This window comes from Malikia granosa, assembly GCF_002980595.1.
Classification (GTDB): Bacteria; Pseudomonadota; Gammaproteobacteria; order Burkholderiales; family Burkholderiaceae_C; genus Malikia; species Malikia granosa.
The window spans coordinates 68,761-84,525 of the sequence record NZ_PVLQ01000008.1 but is presented as its reverse complement, the minus strand read 5'-3'; the positions used below and the strand labels follow the sequence as shown (position 1 = coordinate 84,525).

Sequence of the window (15,765 nt, the reverse complement as noted above, 5' to 3'; positions counted from 1 at the left end):
CAGTGGGTGAGCGCCGTTGTTTGTGCCCGACCCGCCACGAGGGGGAGGGGGAAATCCGAGCCTCGCTCGGGCCTTGCGCCCGGGCTGCAACGCTCCTCGGAATACGGGCATTATAAAGAACACGGGCAGTTCCTATAATTCCCCTTCAAACAACCCGGTCCACCATCTTGAGTACGTCGTCATCCCATACCCCGCAAGCCTTGACCCTGGTAGCCGCCGAGATGCGCACCGTCGACCAGGTGATCCAGCAACGCCTGAACAGCGACGTGCCCCTGGTCGGCCAGGTGGCGCAATACATCATCAGCGCCGGCGGCAAGCGGGTACGCCCTGCCCTGCTGCTGCTGACCTGCGGTGCGCTCGGCTGCGAGCATCCCGAGCGCCACAACATGGCGGCCGTGGTCGAGTTCATCCATACCGCCACCTTGCTGCATGACGACGTGGTCGACGAGTCCACCTTGCGGCGCGGACGCGACACCGCCAACGAGGTGTTCGGCAACGCCGCCAGCGTACTGGTCGGTGACTTTCTCTACACCCGCGCCTTCCAGATGATGGTGGCGCCGGGCGACCTGCGCATCCTCGAGATCCTGGCCGAGGCGACCAACGTGATCGCCGAGGGCGAGGTGCAGCAGCTCATGAACATGCACGATGCCTCGCTCGACGAGCAGGCCTATCTGCGCGTGATCCGGGCCAAGACCGCCAAGCTGTTCGAGGCCAGCAGCCGGCTGGCCGCCATCCTGGCCGGTGCCGACGCGCAGACCGAGGCGCATTGTGCCGACTACGGCCAGGCGCTCGGCGCGGCGTTCCAGATCATCGACGACGTGCTGGACTACGAGGGCGATGCCGCCGAGCTCGGCAAGAACCTGGGCGACGACCTGCGCGAAGGCAAGGTCACTCTGCCGGTGATCTGCACGCTGCAGCGCTGCAACGCAGCGCAGGCCGAACTGATCCGCGACGCGATCGAACAAGGTCAGACCGAGCGGCTGGAAGAGATCAGCGCGATCGTGCGCAGCTGCGGCGGCCTGGAAGATGCCCGCCGCGCCGCCCGGAACGAGGCGCAGCGCGCGATCGATGCGGCGCGCGCCCTGCCGGCCAATCCCTGGTCCGAAGCGATGGTGGACCTGGCAGCCTCGCTGCTCGAACGCCGGACTTAATCGAAGCTCGCACGAAAATCTCAAAAAGTCGTGCTACAATGCATTTCTCAGCTGATCTGAAGCGAACGCCAAGACAGCAAATCGGAATGTAGCGCAGCCTGGTAGCGCACTTCGTTCGGGACGAAGGGGTCGGAGGTTCGAATCCTCTCATTCCGACCAAAAACATCGACGGGTTACAGTCTTAGCGGCTGTAGCCCGTTTTGCTTTTCAGACCTACGACCCGTAGGCAATCCGGCCAATCGGTGACCGGATTCGGGTCAATGGAGCCAGAAGCCAGCCTGGAAAGCGGCCGAGCCGCCCGAAGTCTTCCTGCCCGCCCTGCCTGCGGCCAGGCAGGGAAGGTCAGGAAGCTCAGCGAGCTCAGATCAAGGTCCACCCCGCCAGATCACCCGGGTTGACCGTCCCCACCAGGCTCACGCCATCCATCAGCCAGACCGACTCCGCACCGCTGGCATCCGTCCACAACAGGTCGGTCTTGCCGTCGCCGTTGAAGTCCCGGCTGCCATCCTTCACGCTCAAGCCGACCGCAGGATCGAAGTTCGCCTTCGCGAGCGCGCTCACGCCATCCATCAGCCACAGCGAAATCTCGCCGTTGTCCTTGACCCAGCGCAGGTCGGCCTTGCCGTCGCCGTTGTAGTCGCCTGCCCCGTCCACCAGTTGCCAGCCGGCATAAGAGGCGTGATTGGCGATCGAGGTCGCGTTCAGCCCGTCCATGATCCAGACCGAGACCGCACCGTTCGCCTTCGTCCACAGCAGGTCGGTCTTGCCATCGCCGTTGAAGTCCTGGCTGCCGTCCTTGACGCTCCAGCCCTCGAAGGAACCGAAGTTCGCCTTGGCGGTCGGGGTCGTGCCGTCCATCAACCACAGCGACACTTCGCCGTTCTGCTGGACCCAGCGCAGGTCTGCCTTGCCGTCGCCGTTGTAGTCGCCGGCCCCATCGACCAGTTGCCAGCCCGTATAAGGACCGTGATTGGCGATCGAGGTCGCATTCAGCCCATCCATGGTCCAGACCGAGGCCGCGCCGTTCGCGTTCGTCCACAACAGGTCGGTCTTGCCGTCGCCGTTGAAGTCCCGGCTGCCGTCCTTGACGCTCCAGCCCTCGAAGGAGCCGAAGTTCGCCTTGGCGCTCGGAGCTGCGCCATCCATCAGCCACAGCGACACTTCGCCGTTCTGCTGGACCCAGCGCAGGTCGGCCTTGCCGTCGCCGTTGTAGTCGCCGGCCCCATCGACCAGTTGCCAGCCGGCGTAGGAGCCGTGATTGGCGATCGAGGTCGCGTTCAGCGCGTCCATGGTCCAGACCGAGGCCGCGCCGTTCAGATTCGTCCACAGCAGGTCGGTCTTGCCGTCGCCGTTGAAGTCCTGGCGGCTGTCCTTGATGCTCCAGCCGTCGAAGGAACCGAAGTTCGCCTTGGCGGTCGGGGTCGTGCCGTCCATCAGCCACAGCGAGACTTCGCCGCTGTCCTTGACCCAGCGCAGGTCGGACTTGCCGTCACCGTTGAAGTCGTTGAACGGCGTGTTCGGCGTCGGCCGCTTGACCGGCCCGGATACCGAGGCCAGATTCAGGCCGATCAGGATCGGATTGTGGTCGCTGGAGCGGTAGGCATCGGGGGCGTAATAGCTGGCATCCTGCGCATCGTTCTTGAACTCGGTGTTGTAGTCCAGCAGCGCCGGTTCCTCGGCGTTGATGGCCCACTTCACGGCGCCGCTGACCTGGCGGCTCAGGCTGTCGCTGGCCAGAGCGTGGTCGAGCGAGCCCCACAGCCCGTCGAAGGAATAGGACAGGCCGCTGGAGACCTTGTTGTAGCCGTTGGCATCGAGGTAGGTGATCGGGTCTTCCTGGCTGTAGGCGTTGAAGTCCCCGAGCAGCAGCAGGTCGCTGTCGGTGCTGCCGGTGGGATTGGTGCCCAGCCAGGACAGCAGGTCGCGCGCGGCTTCCAGGCGGGCCTGGTTGTTGGCGCCCTGGCCGTCACCGATGTCCGGATCGTTGACGCTGCCCTTGGACTTGAAGTGGTTGACCACCACCGTGAACTGCTCGCCGTCGGCCACGGCCTGGAAGGTCTGCGCCACCGGCACGCGACTGCCCAGGCTGGCCGAAAACGCGTCGTACAGCGCGGGATCGGCGACCGCGGCCTGGCCCACCGGCGTGACCTTGGCCGGCTTGTAGAGGATGGCGACCATGATGGCATCGTCGCCCGCCGTGGCCGCATCGCCTGCGCTGCCAGCCCCGTCGTTGAATGGTCCGGCAATGTAGGCATAGGTGCCCGCACCGGCCTTGGCATTGAGCGCGTCGACCAGCGAGTCGATCGCGCTGCCATCGGCAAAGCCGTTGTTCTGCATTTCCATCAGGCCCAGCACGTCGGCATCCAGGCCCAGCAGGTTGGCCACGATCTTGTCTTGCTGGCGAATGAATTCGGCGGCGTTGCTGGCGCCTCGCCCCTGGTGGCTGGTGCCGTTGGGGTTGGTGAAATTGCTGCTGCCGAGCGTGGTGAAGTAGTTCAGCACGTTGACCGATGCCACCTTGATCTCGGCTCCAGTGATGGCAGCCGGCAGGTCGGCCGCGGCGGGACGTGCGCTGCCGGTGAACAGCGGCTCGATGGTCGGCTGGATGCGGTAGCTGGTCTCGTAGGCCAGCGCTCCACTTACGGTGAGCTGGTCGACCACGCCGACCACGCTGGTCACGCTGTCACCCGCGCGCAGGGTGTTGCCGGCCGACAGGTCGTTGCCGCCACGGCCCGGGTGGATGCCGAGATTCTGGCTGCTGCTGCCGTCGTCCAGAATGACCTGATCCTTCTGTGTCGCCGCCATGTAGGCGGCATAGCCGCTCACGCTGGGCGCATTGGTTTCAGTGTATTGCTGCAGCAGGGTGTCGGAGGTCAGCGTGACCGTGCCGTACTGACCCAGGGTGTAGTTGTCGGTGACGACCAGCTTGCCGCCAGCCGTGGCCGATGAGACCTCGACCAACATGCCCTCGACGGACTCCCAGTCGACCATGTCGGCCACCGGCAGCGTGATCCGCACCGGTGCCGGCAGGGCACTGCTGTCGACGTGGTCGGTGACGAGTTGCAGATTGCTCGGGGCTGTCAGCTGGGTCTGGCCCTGGTATTCGGCCACGGTACCGGTCAGGCGCACCACATCGCCCACCTGGGTGACAGCGATGCCGGGATTGCTGTTGTTGTAGTAGACGAAGATGCCTTCGGAGGTACGAACATTGCCATCGCTGTCGGCCGCCTCCTCCTGGACGAAGAAGCCCTTCATGCTGGGCATGTAGGCCGTGACCACGCCCTGGATGGTGACCGTCTGGCCCAGCATGGCGCTGGCGCTGCCAGAGCCCTGGATCGCCGAAATCAGGGTCGGCGCGGCATCGTCGTCGAGGATGGTGCCGCTGGCCGTGGCAGCGATGATCTGGCCGCCGACGGCATTGGCCAGGATCAGCGTGAAGGCTTCGTTGCTTTCAGCCGTGCTGTCGCCAGCCACGTTGAGGGTGATGGTCTTGCTGGTCTCGCCGGCGGCAAAGCTGACCGTGCCGCTGGGCAACTGGCCGCCAAAGTCGGCGGCGTCCACGGCGGCACCGCCGACGGCGTAGTCCACCGTGGTGGTGCCGCTGATGTCGCCGGCACGGGTCACGGTGAAGGTGAAGGCGCTGCTGCCGCCCTGGCCTTCGGCCTGGCTGGCATTGGTAGCGGCCAGCGACAGTACGGCACCGGCATAGCCTTCGATCTTCACGTCATCGACGCGCCAGCTCGACGAGCTGTTGCTGCCGGCGCCAGAGGCGGTGTAGTGGAAGGCGAAGTGCACATGGCTGCCCTGGATGGCAGACAGGTCGATCAACCCAGAGGCGGTGGTGGCCTGGCTGTTGTCAGGCGACGGGCTGTAGCTCAGTTCGGTCCAGGTGTAGAGCGCGGGGTCGCCGCTGCCGGGGTAGTCGGTGCTGTACTTGAGCTTGACCTCGGGGTTGGCGATGCCGGCGTCGCTGTAGCGGGTCCAGGTGGTGAAGCTCAGGTATTCGACGCTGGTCTGGCTCAGGTCGAAGGGCTTCGAGATCAACCAGTCATTGGCATGGGCGGTATCGCCGAAGCCGTTGACCTCGGCGGTGCCGCTACTGGCGCGATACCAGGTCGCAGCCTTGTCGCCGTCGCTGCTGTAGGCGGTGAATTCACCCAGGCTGGTGCCGAAGCTTTCGGTGTAGGGAGTGGCCAGGCCGGCCCCGGCCAGCACATTGCCAGGCGAGCCGATGCTGGCCGCTGCCGCGCCCTGCGCAAAGGCACCGAGCACGCCGACATCGGCATCGTTGTACTGCGGAGCCGAAGTGGACACGCCATCCCAGACTGCAGATTCGGTCGCGCTGCCCCCCACGGCCAGTCCGGCGTGAGCCGTGGTCAATGCCAGGCCGTCGCTGCGAACCATGGGCGTGATCACTGTGCCGTCGGTAGCGGTGATCGGCGTCGCCTTGAAGTTCACTCCGGCCGCGACATAACCGTTGCGGTCGAACACCACCACGGCATCGCCATTGCCCAAGCCCGGGCCGCCGGTGGCGAGCACGGGCACCTGGTCGGCCAGGCCCCAGGCGGAACGGAAGGCCGCGGCATCGGCCGCCGCCACCACGACCAGGCGCGCACCGGGGTTGAGCATCCCGGACAAGGACACGGCAGCCGGGTCGGCCGGGTTGGCGGAGTCGTCGTCCCATTTCCAGCCCGTCAGGTCGATCGGCGTCGTCCCATGGTTGTACAGCTCGAAGAAGTCGCCTCCAGCGGCGTTGGAGTTCACCTCGGTGATCAGCAGGTCGTAGCGGGGTGCGGCAGAGACGGTCGCGAAGTTCAGCGCGTCGACCCCGGAGATGCCAACCCAGGCGTTGCCCGCGTGGTCGCTCAGCGCGTCAGCAGTGGCCTCGAGGTAATAGCCGGTAGCGTTGGCCAGATTGCCCGCCTCGATCGTGACGGTGTTGAACGCGATCGCGACCCGGCTGCTGCTGGCCTGGATCGTGTCGACCACGCTGCTGTCGCTGGTTTTCCTGATCACGAAGCTGCCGCTACCGGCCTTCACGCCTTCGTCGAACTTCAGCACCAGCTTGCTGGAAACGCCGACGTTGACGGCGTTGTCGGCCGGCGAGCTGCTGACCAGCCTGGGACCGGTCGCATCGGCCACATCGCTGCCAAGCTCGACCCAGTTGCCGACGAACTGCTGCTCGGCCGCCGGCAGGTCCTTGGACGCGCCAGTCTTGCCCGGCCAGACGGTGTCGCCGTTGTCCTGCAGCAATTGCACCAGGGTGCCTGCGACCGTGCCTTGCACATCGACGATGGCCTCGAAGCTGCCGCCCATGGCGTCGCGCAGCGCATCGAGATTCACGTCGAGTTCGGTCACGCGGGTCAAATCGGTGCTGACGCGGTAGATGCGGAAGTCGTGGGTGACCTCGGCGCTGGCCGAGCCGGCCGGCCCGGCCAGCAGCAGATAGCCGTTGCCGTCAGCCGCCTTCTCGATCGAACGTATGCCGCGCCCGCCCAGGTCGAGCTCGACCGGGGCACCGAAGCTGGGGCTGCCGCCGATCAAGCCGCTGACGGCCACCGGAACGATGAGCGCTTTCTGGCGGGTGACGGTATCGGTCTGCGGGGCGCGGAAGGCCAGCAGCAGCTGGTTGCTGTCCTGCGAGGCGCTCAGGCCCTCGATCGAGAAACCGTTCACGCCTTCGGGTACCACGCCTGCCGCGCTGGAGGCGGCGAAGCCGAAGTAGTTGGCCCCCTGGCCATGGGCATTGCTGCTGTCCCAGCTGGACAGCGCGGCTTCCAGGCTGCCGGACTTGCCCAGGTAAGTGAAGGCCGTCTGGGCCCCGGTGCCGGAAACGGTGACGGCAAACAGGTTCTCGCGCGGGTCGGAGTCGTTGCCCGACTTGGTATTGCTCTGCGAGCCGACGAAGTACAGGGTGTCGCCGATGCGGGTCCCGGCTTCCAGGTCCAGCTCGCCGCCGTTGGCCAAGGTAGCCGCATAGCTCCACTCGACCAGGGCGGGGCCACCGGCGCGGTCGTACACGCGCAGCACGCTGGCCTCGTCGTCGCCCACCACCATGTAGTTGGCATCGAGCGCAATGGCAGTGGAAGCGTCGGAGCTGTCCAGGCTGCTGCCCGCATTCGGTGTGAAGGTCTGCTGGCTGCCCGCCGTGCCGAGGTCGGCGAAGTTGATGGCCAGGCCAGACTGGGTCGAGCCGGTGATGGCGCTGGCGTTGCTGCCTGCAAACGCGCTGTTGTTGAACGCGAGCGTCAGATTGCCCAAATCGCTGGCATTGCCATGCGCCGTGGCCTTGCCGGCGAAGCTCAGCTCGGCCTGGCTGCTGCCGGTCAGGATGAGGCTGGCGGTCAGGCCGGCAGGGACATTCGTGAGCTGGGCCTTGGGCATGACAGCGGCCAGCAGGTTCTCGCCGATGCTGCCGGCAAAGGTTTCGCCGCCCGACAGGGTGATGAGGATCTTGCCGCTGACCGAGCCATCGAATGCCAGCCCTTCGTTGAGCTGGCCGCTGTAGGCCAGTGCGCCGACGGCTTCGTTGTCGACGATGGCCAGGTCCAGCGACGAGCTGCTGCCCAGCGCGATGCCCGAGGAGGGATTGCCGAGGGTCAGCGTGGCGGTTTCGCTGCCTTCGACCAAGGCATCGTCCCGCACGGTGAAGGTGATGCTGCCGGAGGTGGCACCATCGGCAATGGTGATGCGGCTGCCGGACAGGATGTAGTCGTCTGCCGTGATGCCGGTACCGCTGACGGCCAGGTCGACGCCCTGCTCGCCGGTGACGGGCGCAGCAGCGGTGGCGGTGACGGTGATGACCGTGGTGCCGGCCTCGGTGCCGGTGGCGCTGCTGAGCGACAGGGAGATGACGCGAACGACAGGGAAAGGGGTGGCGGCACCGATGCTGAAGCTCACGCCCTTCAGCGGGGATTGATCGGCAATCAGGAAGGGGGCATCGGGCGATACGCCGTCCGCGTTCTGATCGCCACTGGCATCCTGCGACATCCAGTGGCTCAGGGTATGGATGGCCAGTCGGGCGGCCGCTGCATCGACAAAGCTGGAGCCTCCGCTGGCAGGGTTGTAGGCGAAGACATCGGCATCGTCGTCCTGTGGCTTGAAGTCGATCGCATCGATTCCCGCCGTCAGGCCGGTGCCGTCCAGGGTCATGGCCGCGGTGTAGCCGCCGCTGGCCACTGCCGACAGGAAGGTGAAGCTGCCCGTGGTGGCATCCCCCGTGCTGGTGTAGGCATACAGGGTCTCGTCGCTGGCACCCAGGTTTTGCGATCCGGAAACGAGAGCGAGCTGGCCATGGCTGGCGGTCGGTGCTGCGGTGCTGACAGCGGAAAATTCAACGACGGTGCCGACGGCAATCGGAGCCCCCGTATTGTTGGTCCAGCTGCTGATGCCTTCACCGGTGTTGAAGGCGGTGCCGTTCCATTCGTCGTCCCGGAAATAGATCACCTGTCCAGCAGGAATTTCATCCAAGACGATACAAGCGAAACCATCCGTTCCATCTGCGTTGAACCCAACGAATGCAATGCTGCCAGCCGAAAGTGCCATGTCGTTACCTGTGTGAAGTGAGACCCGGGATGGGAAAACGGCTCACCTTACGTACCGACCATGAAAACCATGTGTCAGTTGACAATCACATCCAGCATGGCATTCATTCGGGAAGGCGCGACAGAAAACAGGCGCCAGCGCCAGCCAGGCCCCGGATTGCGCCGCAGCCTGGCCGGAGCCGGATTGGCCGGCTCAGCGACCCGCGGCACGGATCAGAGCCGCTGCCAGCGCTCCAGATCCTCGGCGTGGAGCCGGCCCAGCTTGCGCTCGACCAGTCGGCCCGCAGGGTCGAACAGCACGCTGAACGGCAGGCCGCCGTTGCTGTTGCCGAGCTCGCGGCTCAGCTCGGTGCCGCCAAGACCGGCCAGCCCGATCGGAAAGCTCAGCGGCCGCCTGGCCAGGAAGGCGCGCACCGCGCTGGGCTGGTCGATCGCCAGCCCCAGCAGCTGCCAGCCCTGCGCGCGCCGGGACTGGTAGAACTGGTCGAGCAGCGGCAACTCCTCGACGCAGGGCGGGCACCAGGTGGCCCAGAAGTTCACCAGCAGAGGGCGACCACGCAGATCCGCTGCCGCCAGCGGCTGGCCGTTCGGCGACTCCCAGGACTGGGACCAGAAAGCCGCGGGCGGCTCGGCACCGCGCGAGCAGGCGGACAGCCCGGCCAGGGCAGCCAGGGCACCGCCGCCCAGGAGCAACTCGCGCCGCCTCATGGGAGCGAAGCCTGCTGGGCCATGCGCTCGCGCAGCGCGCGTGCATCGCCGCGCGGCTTGCGTCCGGCCGCATCGCGCAGCAGCGCGCCGCGGAAATCGCCGCCATCGTTGACCAGCAGGTGCACGCCGACCCAGGCCTGCAGCGGCTCGCAGCGGCTGCGCAGGCTCAGCGCCTCGACCTCATGGCCGTGCAGGCCATGGACGCTGCGCGCCTCGTAATCGACACCGCGGTTGATCAATGCCAGCTCGACCGCCTTCGGGTCGTCACTGAACAGCTGCAGGTAGATGTCGGACAACTCGGTCGCCGTGCCGTGCCAGACTGCGCCGCCCAGATGGGGCTGGAACTCGGCCAGCCGTTCCATCCAGAGCAGCGCCAGCTCGCGCAGCGCGTGCAGCTCGGCCGGCTGGGTATCGGCATGGAAGATAGCGAGATGCTCGCGCACGGCAGCCTCGACGACCAGGTTGTCGGGCAAGGCGGTGCGCGGCGGCAGGCCGAGCTGCTTGAGCGCACGCCGCTTGGCCGGACCGTATTCCAGCCCTTCGTCGACCACCAGCGCGGCCGCGGCGGCGGCGATTTCCTGCATCAGATCGGGGTTCATGCCAGCACTGTATCCGAGCTCGCCCCAGCCTGCCGGCGCCGACGCGGCAGACAAGGCGCGGCAAGAGGAGATGGCGACCGCCCCGGACTGGCCGGCCAGGGCTGCGGATCAGCCCAGGGCTTGTGCCGGCTCGCGGCTGGCGCGCAGCAGGCCGGCGATCAGTTCCGGCAGGTCGTTGTCGAAGCTCATCAGCAGATCGGTCGGCTGCTGGGCTGCCGCGAGCTGCAGGGCCTCGGCGACCGAGGCCTCGAGCGGGTCGGCCAGCTCCTGGCCCAGCTCGGACTGCAGGCGCGCGACGACGGCCGCACGGGTGCGCTCGGCAGCCAGCACCTGCCAGGCATAGTCGACCTCGTAGCGCTCGACCGCATCGGCCAGGCTCTCGCCGTCGAGCCGGGACTCGGCGGCAAACTGGGCCAGCGTGCGGGTGCAGAGCCCGTTCAGGATGGCTGCCAGCAGTTCGGCCTGCGCGGGCGCAATCAGGGGAGTCGTCATGGGGGGGTCCTTGTTGAATGAGCCCGGGAGGGTTCGGGCGCTACAGGCGCATCGGCGGCCCGGGCCGGTTCAGTGACCACAAAGACAAAAGCCCGTCGTGCTGGACGACGGGCTTTTGCGATATCTGGTGGCCTGGGGCGGAATCGAACCACCGACACGCGGATTTTCAATCCGCTGCTCTACCAACTGAGCTACCGGGCCTGACTGTAACAGTACAACGATTATAGAGGCATTTTCGCCGTTTTTTCACGCGGCGCCGCGCTTTGTTTTGGACAGGTCGATGCCGAGCTGCTTGAGCTTGCGGTAGAGATGGGTGCGTTCGAGGCCGGTCTTCTCCGCCACCCGGGTCATCGAGCCATGCTCCTGGACCAGATGAAACTCGAAGTAGGCCCGTTCGAAGGCGTCGCGTGCCTCGCGCAGCGGTAGGTCGAAATCGAACTGGCTGGCGCTGGCTCGCTCGGGGGCGGCACCGGTTTCAGGCGCAGGCGGCGCATCGGCATCGGGCGGGGCCAGGGCTGCGCTGGCAGGCGCGGAGGCCGGGCGGCTGGCGAGCTTGTCCAGCCCCTGCGCGACCGACTGCAGCAGCTTCTGCAAGGTGATCGGTTTTTCCAGGAAGGCCATCGCGCCAATGCGGGTGGCCTCGACCGCGGTGTCGATGGTGGCGTGGCCGCTCATCATGATGACCGGCATGGTCAGCTGGCCGGCGGCCGACCATTCCTTGAGCAGCGTCACGCCGTCGGTGTCGGGCATCCAGATGTCGAGCAGCACCAGGTCGGGACGCTGGCGCTCGCGCAAGGCGCGCGCCTGGGCGGCATTCTCGGCCAGCTCGACGGCATGGCCTTCATCGTTGAGGATTTCGAACAAGAGCTCGCGGATGCCCAGTTCATCATCCACTACCAGTATGTTTGCCATGGCCTTGCCAATAATCCCTAACTGTTTGCTTGGTCTTGTTGCGTTTGCGCAACCTTGAATGATAACGAGACTCGGGCACCCGTGATCCGGTCGCCATCGAGCCGGTGGCCGATGTCGATCCGGCCGCCATGCTCGTCCATGATCTTCTTGACCACTGCCAGGCCCAGCCCGGTGCCCTTGGACTTGGTGGTCACATAGGGCTCGAAGGCGCGCTTGAGTATGGCCTCGGGAAAACCGGGGCCGTTGTCCAGCACCGCCAGCCTGACCCGGCGCCCGCTCTCGGCCAGTCGGGTCTGCAGCAGCACCGGGCCGGCGCCGGGCGGCGTGGCGTCCTGCGCGTTCTGCACCAGGTTGTGGATGACCTGGCGCACCTGCTGGGCATCAGCCAGCACCAGGGGCACGGGCTCGAGGTCGAGCTGCACCGGCACGCTGGAGGGGTCGTACAGCCCCAGGATGTCGCTGATCAGGCCATTGAGGTCGACTGGCGCCAGCTGCGCCGCCGGCAGGCGGGCATAGTCGCGGAAGTCGTTGACCAGGCGCTTCATCGCATCGACCTGGTCGACGATGATGCGCACCGAGCGGCTCAGCAGCGCGGCATCCTGGCCCTTGAGCTTGCCCTCGAGCTTCATGGCCAGGCGCTCGGCCGACAGCTGGATCGGGGTCAGCGGGTTCTTGATCTCGTGCGCGAGCCGGCGCGCGACCTCGCCCCAGGCCTGGGCACGCTGGGCCGAGATGATCTCGGACACGTCGTCGAACACCAGCAGGCGATCGCCATGCGGCAGCAGCGCGCCGCGCGCGATCAGCGTGACATGGTCGCTGGCGCCAGGGTGGGACAGGTCGGCGCGATCGGCAGCAGCGGGACGCAGCTCGAAGGACTGCTGCCAATGGCCTTCCTCGTGCACCGACTCGCCGAGGAAGCGTTCGAACTGCTGCTGCACCCATTGGGCAAAGCCCTCGAGACCGGCAACGGTCTGCAGGCCCTGCCATTGATGGGCCGCCAGCGGCGCACGCAGGATGCGGGTGGCACCGGGGTTGGCGCTCAGGATGCGGCCCTGGTCGTCGAGCACCACGACCCCGGCGGTCAGGTTGTCGAGGATGGTCTGCAGGTTGGCGCGGGCGGTATCGACCTGCTGCATGCTGCTTTGCACCGCCTGGCGCGCATCGGCCAGCTCCTGCGTCATGTGCGCGAAGTCGCGCGTCAGGCCGGCGAGCTCGTCGCGCGAGGACAGCGCGAGCTTGGGGCCGAGGTCGCCGCGCGCGACATCGCGCATGCCGGCGGCCAGCATCAGCAGCGGCCGCACCAGCTGGTTGCCCAGCAGCACGGCCAGCAGCACGGCGCCGAACAGCGCCAGGAACAGCGTGAGCGTGAGCGTGCCGATGTAGAGCCGGCGCAGGCCGTCGCGCGCCAGCGAACGCTCCTGGTATTCGCGGTGCGCGACCTGGACCGCGAGCGCGTCGGCCACCAGCAGCGCCGGCAGCGGGGCGCTGACCTGCAGGTAGCGCGGCTCGTCCTGCAGGCCGAAGCCCGCGGCAGCCACCAGCGCCAGCACCTTGATGCGCGGCTGGCTGGCGGGTGCACCCGGGGTGGAACTGCCGTCCTGCTCCTCCAGCCCCTCGATGCTCGCGATCACGCGGTCGCGCCGGGCCGCGCGCAAGTCGGACGCGCTCGGGCGCTCCGGGGTCAGCTTGAAGCGCGACTCGCCGGCGCTGGCGACGGGCCGCCCGCCCGAGTTCCAGAGCACGAGGTCGGAGGCCGAGAGCTGCTCGCGCAGGCGCTCGAGCGCGAGACCGGCACCGGCATCGCTGCTGGTCGCCAGGCCCGCGGCGGCGACCCGGGTCTTGTTGGCCAGGTCGACCGCCAGCGTGTCGAGGGTGGTGCGGCCGAGGTTGAGGCCGGCACTCAGCGCAGTCTCGACCCGCACGTCGAACCAGTTCTCGATCGAGCGCGAGACGAACTGGTAGGACACCAGATAGACCAGCAGGCCGGGCAGGAAGCCCACCAGCGAGAAGATCGCGGCAAGCTTGAGCATGAGCTGGCTGCCGAAGCGGCGCCGGCGCAGCCGCAGCACCAGCTGGATCGCCAGCGCGACGATCACCAGCAGGAACACGATCGCGACGGCGACGTTGATGCCGACCAGGCGTGCGAAGTTGGCCTCGTAGAAGGCCTGGTTGTCGGTCGCCAGCGTCAGCAGGAACAGCAGCACGAGCGCGACCCCGGCCATGAACAGCAGCCCGAGCACGATGGCCCAGCGCCCGGGGCCGGACGGCAGCACCGAGGCAGCCGGGGAGCCAGGCATCACGCGTCGCCCTCGGCGCTGGAATCCGCCGCCGGCTCGGCCTCGTTGCCGACCGCCTCGGGCACCTCGAGGGTCTTTTGCAGCGAGAGGTTCCAGCCGCTCTGGTTGAACAGGCCGAGCTGGAACGGCCGCGGCAGCTGGGTCAGGTCGAGCGCGAAGCTGAACTCGACGCGCTGCTCGCCCGCGCTGCGCCAGCGCGCGGCATCGACCAGTTTCCAGTTCGAGACATGGCCGGCGCCGAGCAGGGCATCGTCCAGGCTGTCGAAGTTCTGGTGCAGGCCGTACTGCAGTCCGCTGGCGCCGGGGGTGCCGTTGGCGTAGCTCAGGCGCCAGCGCCTGGTCAGCGGCTGATAGGCCAGGCGCACCGTGCGGGCCACGCTGGCGACGGTCTTGTCGAGCCAGTACCAGCGCGACTGGATCAAGTCGGCCTTCCAGAGGAAATGCAGCGGCACTCCCTTGCGCAGCACCTCCTCGACCGCGGGGCTGAGCTCGAGCGGCAGGCGGGCCGACAGGAACAGGCCTTCGCTGCGGCGCTGCAGGACGAGCTGGACCGGATCGGCGGCGGGCGACTCCAGCGCGGCGCTGGCGGCACCGGCCGCCAGCAGCAGCGTCGCCGCCAGCGCCCGCATGGCGCGGCGGCGCCCGGCTGGCCCGTCAATCGGCCGGGCGCTTGAGCAGCAGGGCATAGAAGAATCCGTCCATTCCGGCAAGGCTATCAGGACCGACGCTGCCGCTCAACCAGGCATCGGCCGGCTCGCCCGGCATCAGGTGACCCGGGGAAGGCAGCAGCCGGGCATCGGGATGGCGCTGCAGGAAGTCGCGCATCTGCTGCTCGCCCTCGGCCTTGAAGACCGAGCAGGTGCAGTAGAGCAGCCGTCCGCCCGCGCCCAGTGTCGGCCAGAGCGCCTCGAGCAGGCGCAGCTGCTGCGCGGCGAGCTGGGCGATGTCGCCCGGTCGACGCAACCAGCGCACGTCGGGGTGGCGGCGCACGATGCCCGATGCCGTGCAGGGCGCATCGAGCAGGATGGCAGCGAAGGCGCGGCCATCCCACCAGCGCGCGGTGTCGGCGGCATCGGCCGGCCTGACCTCGGCCTGCAGGCCCAGGCGCTGCAGGTTGTCGCGGATGCGCTCGCAGCGCTGCGGATCGACGTCGAGCGCGAGCAGGTCGAGCTCGGCGCACTCGAGCAGATGGGCGGTCTTGCCGCCCGGGGCGGCACAGGCATCGAGCACCCGTGCGCCGGCCGGCAGCTCGGCGCCATCGAGCAGCAGCGGCGCAGCCAGCTGGGCTGCCAGGTCCTGCACCGAACAATGGCCCTGCTCCCAGCCTGGCAGCCGCTCGACCGCGACCGCCTGCGCCAGCGCGATGCCGTCGCGGCCGACCGGCTCGGCCTGCAGGCCTTGCGCCAGCAGGGCCTGCAGATAGTCGTCGCGCCCGACGCGGCGCCGGTTGACGCGCAGCACCATCGGCGCTGGCCGGTTGTTGGCGGCCAGGATGGCCTGCCAATGCTGCGGGTGGTCGCGCCGCACGCGCTGCACCCACCAGAACGGATGGTTCCAGCGCGCCTGGGCATCCTCGCTGGCCTGGCGCAGCAGCTCATCCTGCTCGCGCAAGTAGCGGCGCAGGCAGGCATTGACGAAGCCGGCCAGCCCCGCCGGCAGCTTGAGCTGCGCCAGCGCCTGCACCGACTGGTCGACCACGGTATGGGCGGCATAGCTGACATTGCCGCCGACGGCCTGCGGCAGCAGCAGCGTCAGGGCCAGCCCGAGCAGCGCGCGCGCGGCGCCCTCGGGCGGGCGCTCGGCCAGCAGGCCGATCAGCACGCCCGCCTCGCCCCAGTGGCGCAGCGCATGGAAGGCCAGCGCCTGCACGCCGGGACGCAGCCGCGCCGGGGTCTTGGCCAGCGCATCGGTCAGGGAGCGGCCTTGCTCGACGGCCAACAGGGTGCGGGCGGCAGCGGCCAGCTGATCGGACAAGGGGATCGGTGAGTTCATTCGGTGCGATGGCAGGCCGCGCCAACAGGGCGCCAGGCCGGATTCAGGACGGGATGCCGCCATTATCGCG

Annotated in this window: 9 protein-coding genes, 2 tRNA genes and 1 riboswitch; of the genes, 2 read left to right on the top strand and 9 right to left on the bottom strand. The window is 67.8% G+C overall.

Translation table 11 applies throughout. The features are described 5' to 3' along the window. Position 1: 1 nt before the first annotated feature. A riboswitch (S-adenosyl-L-homocysteine riboswitch) is annotated at positions 2-104 on the bottom strand. Positions 105-167: 63 nt separating this feature from the next. Both C6P64_RS01480 and C6P64_RS01475 read left to right on the top strand, forming a co-directional pair. Further along, a complete protein-coding gene (locus tag C6P64_RS01480; RefSeq protein ID WP_425436664.1) occupies positions 168-1,151 on the top strand; it encodes a polyprenyl synthetase family protein in 984 nt (327 codons plus the stop codon). Positions 1,152-1,233: 82 nt separating this feature from the next. Beyond that, a tRNA-Pro gene (locus C6P64_RS01475) sits at positions 1,234-1,310 on the top strand. 201 nt (positions 1,311-1,511) lie between these two features. On the opposite strand, the gene C6P64_RS01470 is transcribed toward C6P64_RS01475, so the two are convergent. From C6P64_RS01470 to rsmB, 9 genes are all read right to left on the bottom strand, one after another. Then, positions 1,512-8,597, bottom strand: a complete 7,086-nt coding sequence (locus tag C6P64_RS01470) for an ExeM/NucH family extracellular endonuclease (protein WP_170073020.1) — start codon at positions 8,595-8,597, stop codon at positions 1,512-1,514. A gap of 311 nt (positions 8,598-8,908) precedes the next feature. Continuing rightward, positions 8,909-9,403 (bottom strand): TlpA disulfide reductase family protein, encoded by a 495-nt coding sequence (locus C6P64_RS01465; RefSeq protein ID WP_105746816.1) that lies wholly within the window; start codon positions 9,401-9,403, stop codon positions 8,909-8,911. Beyond that, complete coding sequence (locus C6P64_RS01460; protein WP_105746815.1) at positions 9,400-10,002, bottom strand: hypothetical protein; 603 nt, start codon at positions 10,000-10,002, stop codon at positions 9,400-9,402. Before C6P64_RS01460 ends, C6P64_RS01465 begins: the two co-directional genes overlap by 4 nt. A 108-nt stretch (positions 10,003-10,110) precedes the next feature. After that, positions 10,111-10,494, bottom strand: coding sequence for a hypothetical protein (locus C6P64_RS01455; RefSeq protein ID WP_105746814.1), 384 nt, complete (start codon positions 10,492-10,494; stop codon positions 10,111-10,113). Positions 10,495-10,619: 125 nt separating this feature from the next. Continuing rightward, positions 10,620-10,695, bottom strand: a tRNA-Phe gene (locus C6P64_RS01450). Positions 10,696-10,740: 45 nt separating this feature from the next. Next, complete coding sequence (locus tag C6P64_RS01445; protein ID WP_105746813.1) at positions 10,741-11,406, bottom strand: response regulator; 666 nt, start codon at positions 11,404-11,406, stop codon at positions 10,741-10,743. 17 nt (positions 11,407-11,423) lie between these two features. Next, positions 11,424-13,703: a sensor histidine kinase gene (locus C6P64_RS01440; RefSeq protein WP_105746812.1), complete on the bottom strand. Its 2,280-nt coding sequence runs from the start codon at positions 13,701-13,703 to the stop codon at positions 11,424-11,426. Further along, the gene (locus C6P64_RS01435; protein ID WP_170073019.1) at positions 13,703-14,332 is read right to left on the bottom strand and encodes a DUF4390 domain-containing protein; all 630 of its coding nucleotides are present in this window, start codon (positions 14,330-14,332) and stop codon (positions 13,703-13,705) included. The genes C6P64_RS01440 and C6P64_RS01435 overlap by 1 nt, the downstream gene beginning before the upstream one ends. A 25-nt stretch (positions 14,333-14,357) precedes the next feature. After that, positions 14,358-15,695, bottom strand: coding sequence for a 16S rRNA (cytosine(967)-C(5))-methyltransferase RsmB (rsmB, locus tag C6P64_RS01430; RefSeq protein ID WP_105746810.1), 1,338 nt, complete (start codon positions 15,693-15,695; stop codon positions 14,358-14,360). Positions 15,696-15,765 lie beyond the last annotated feature (70 nt).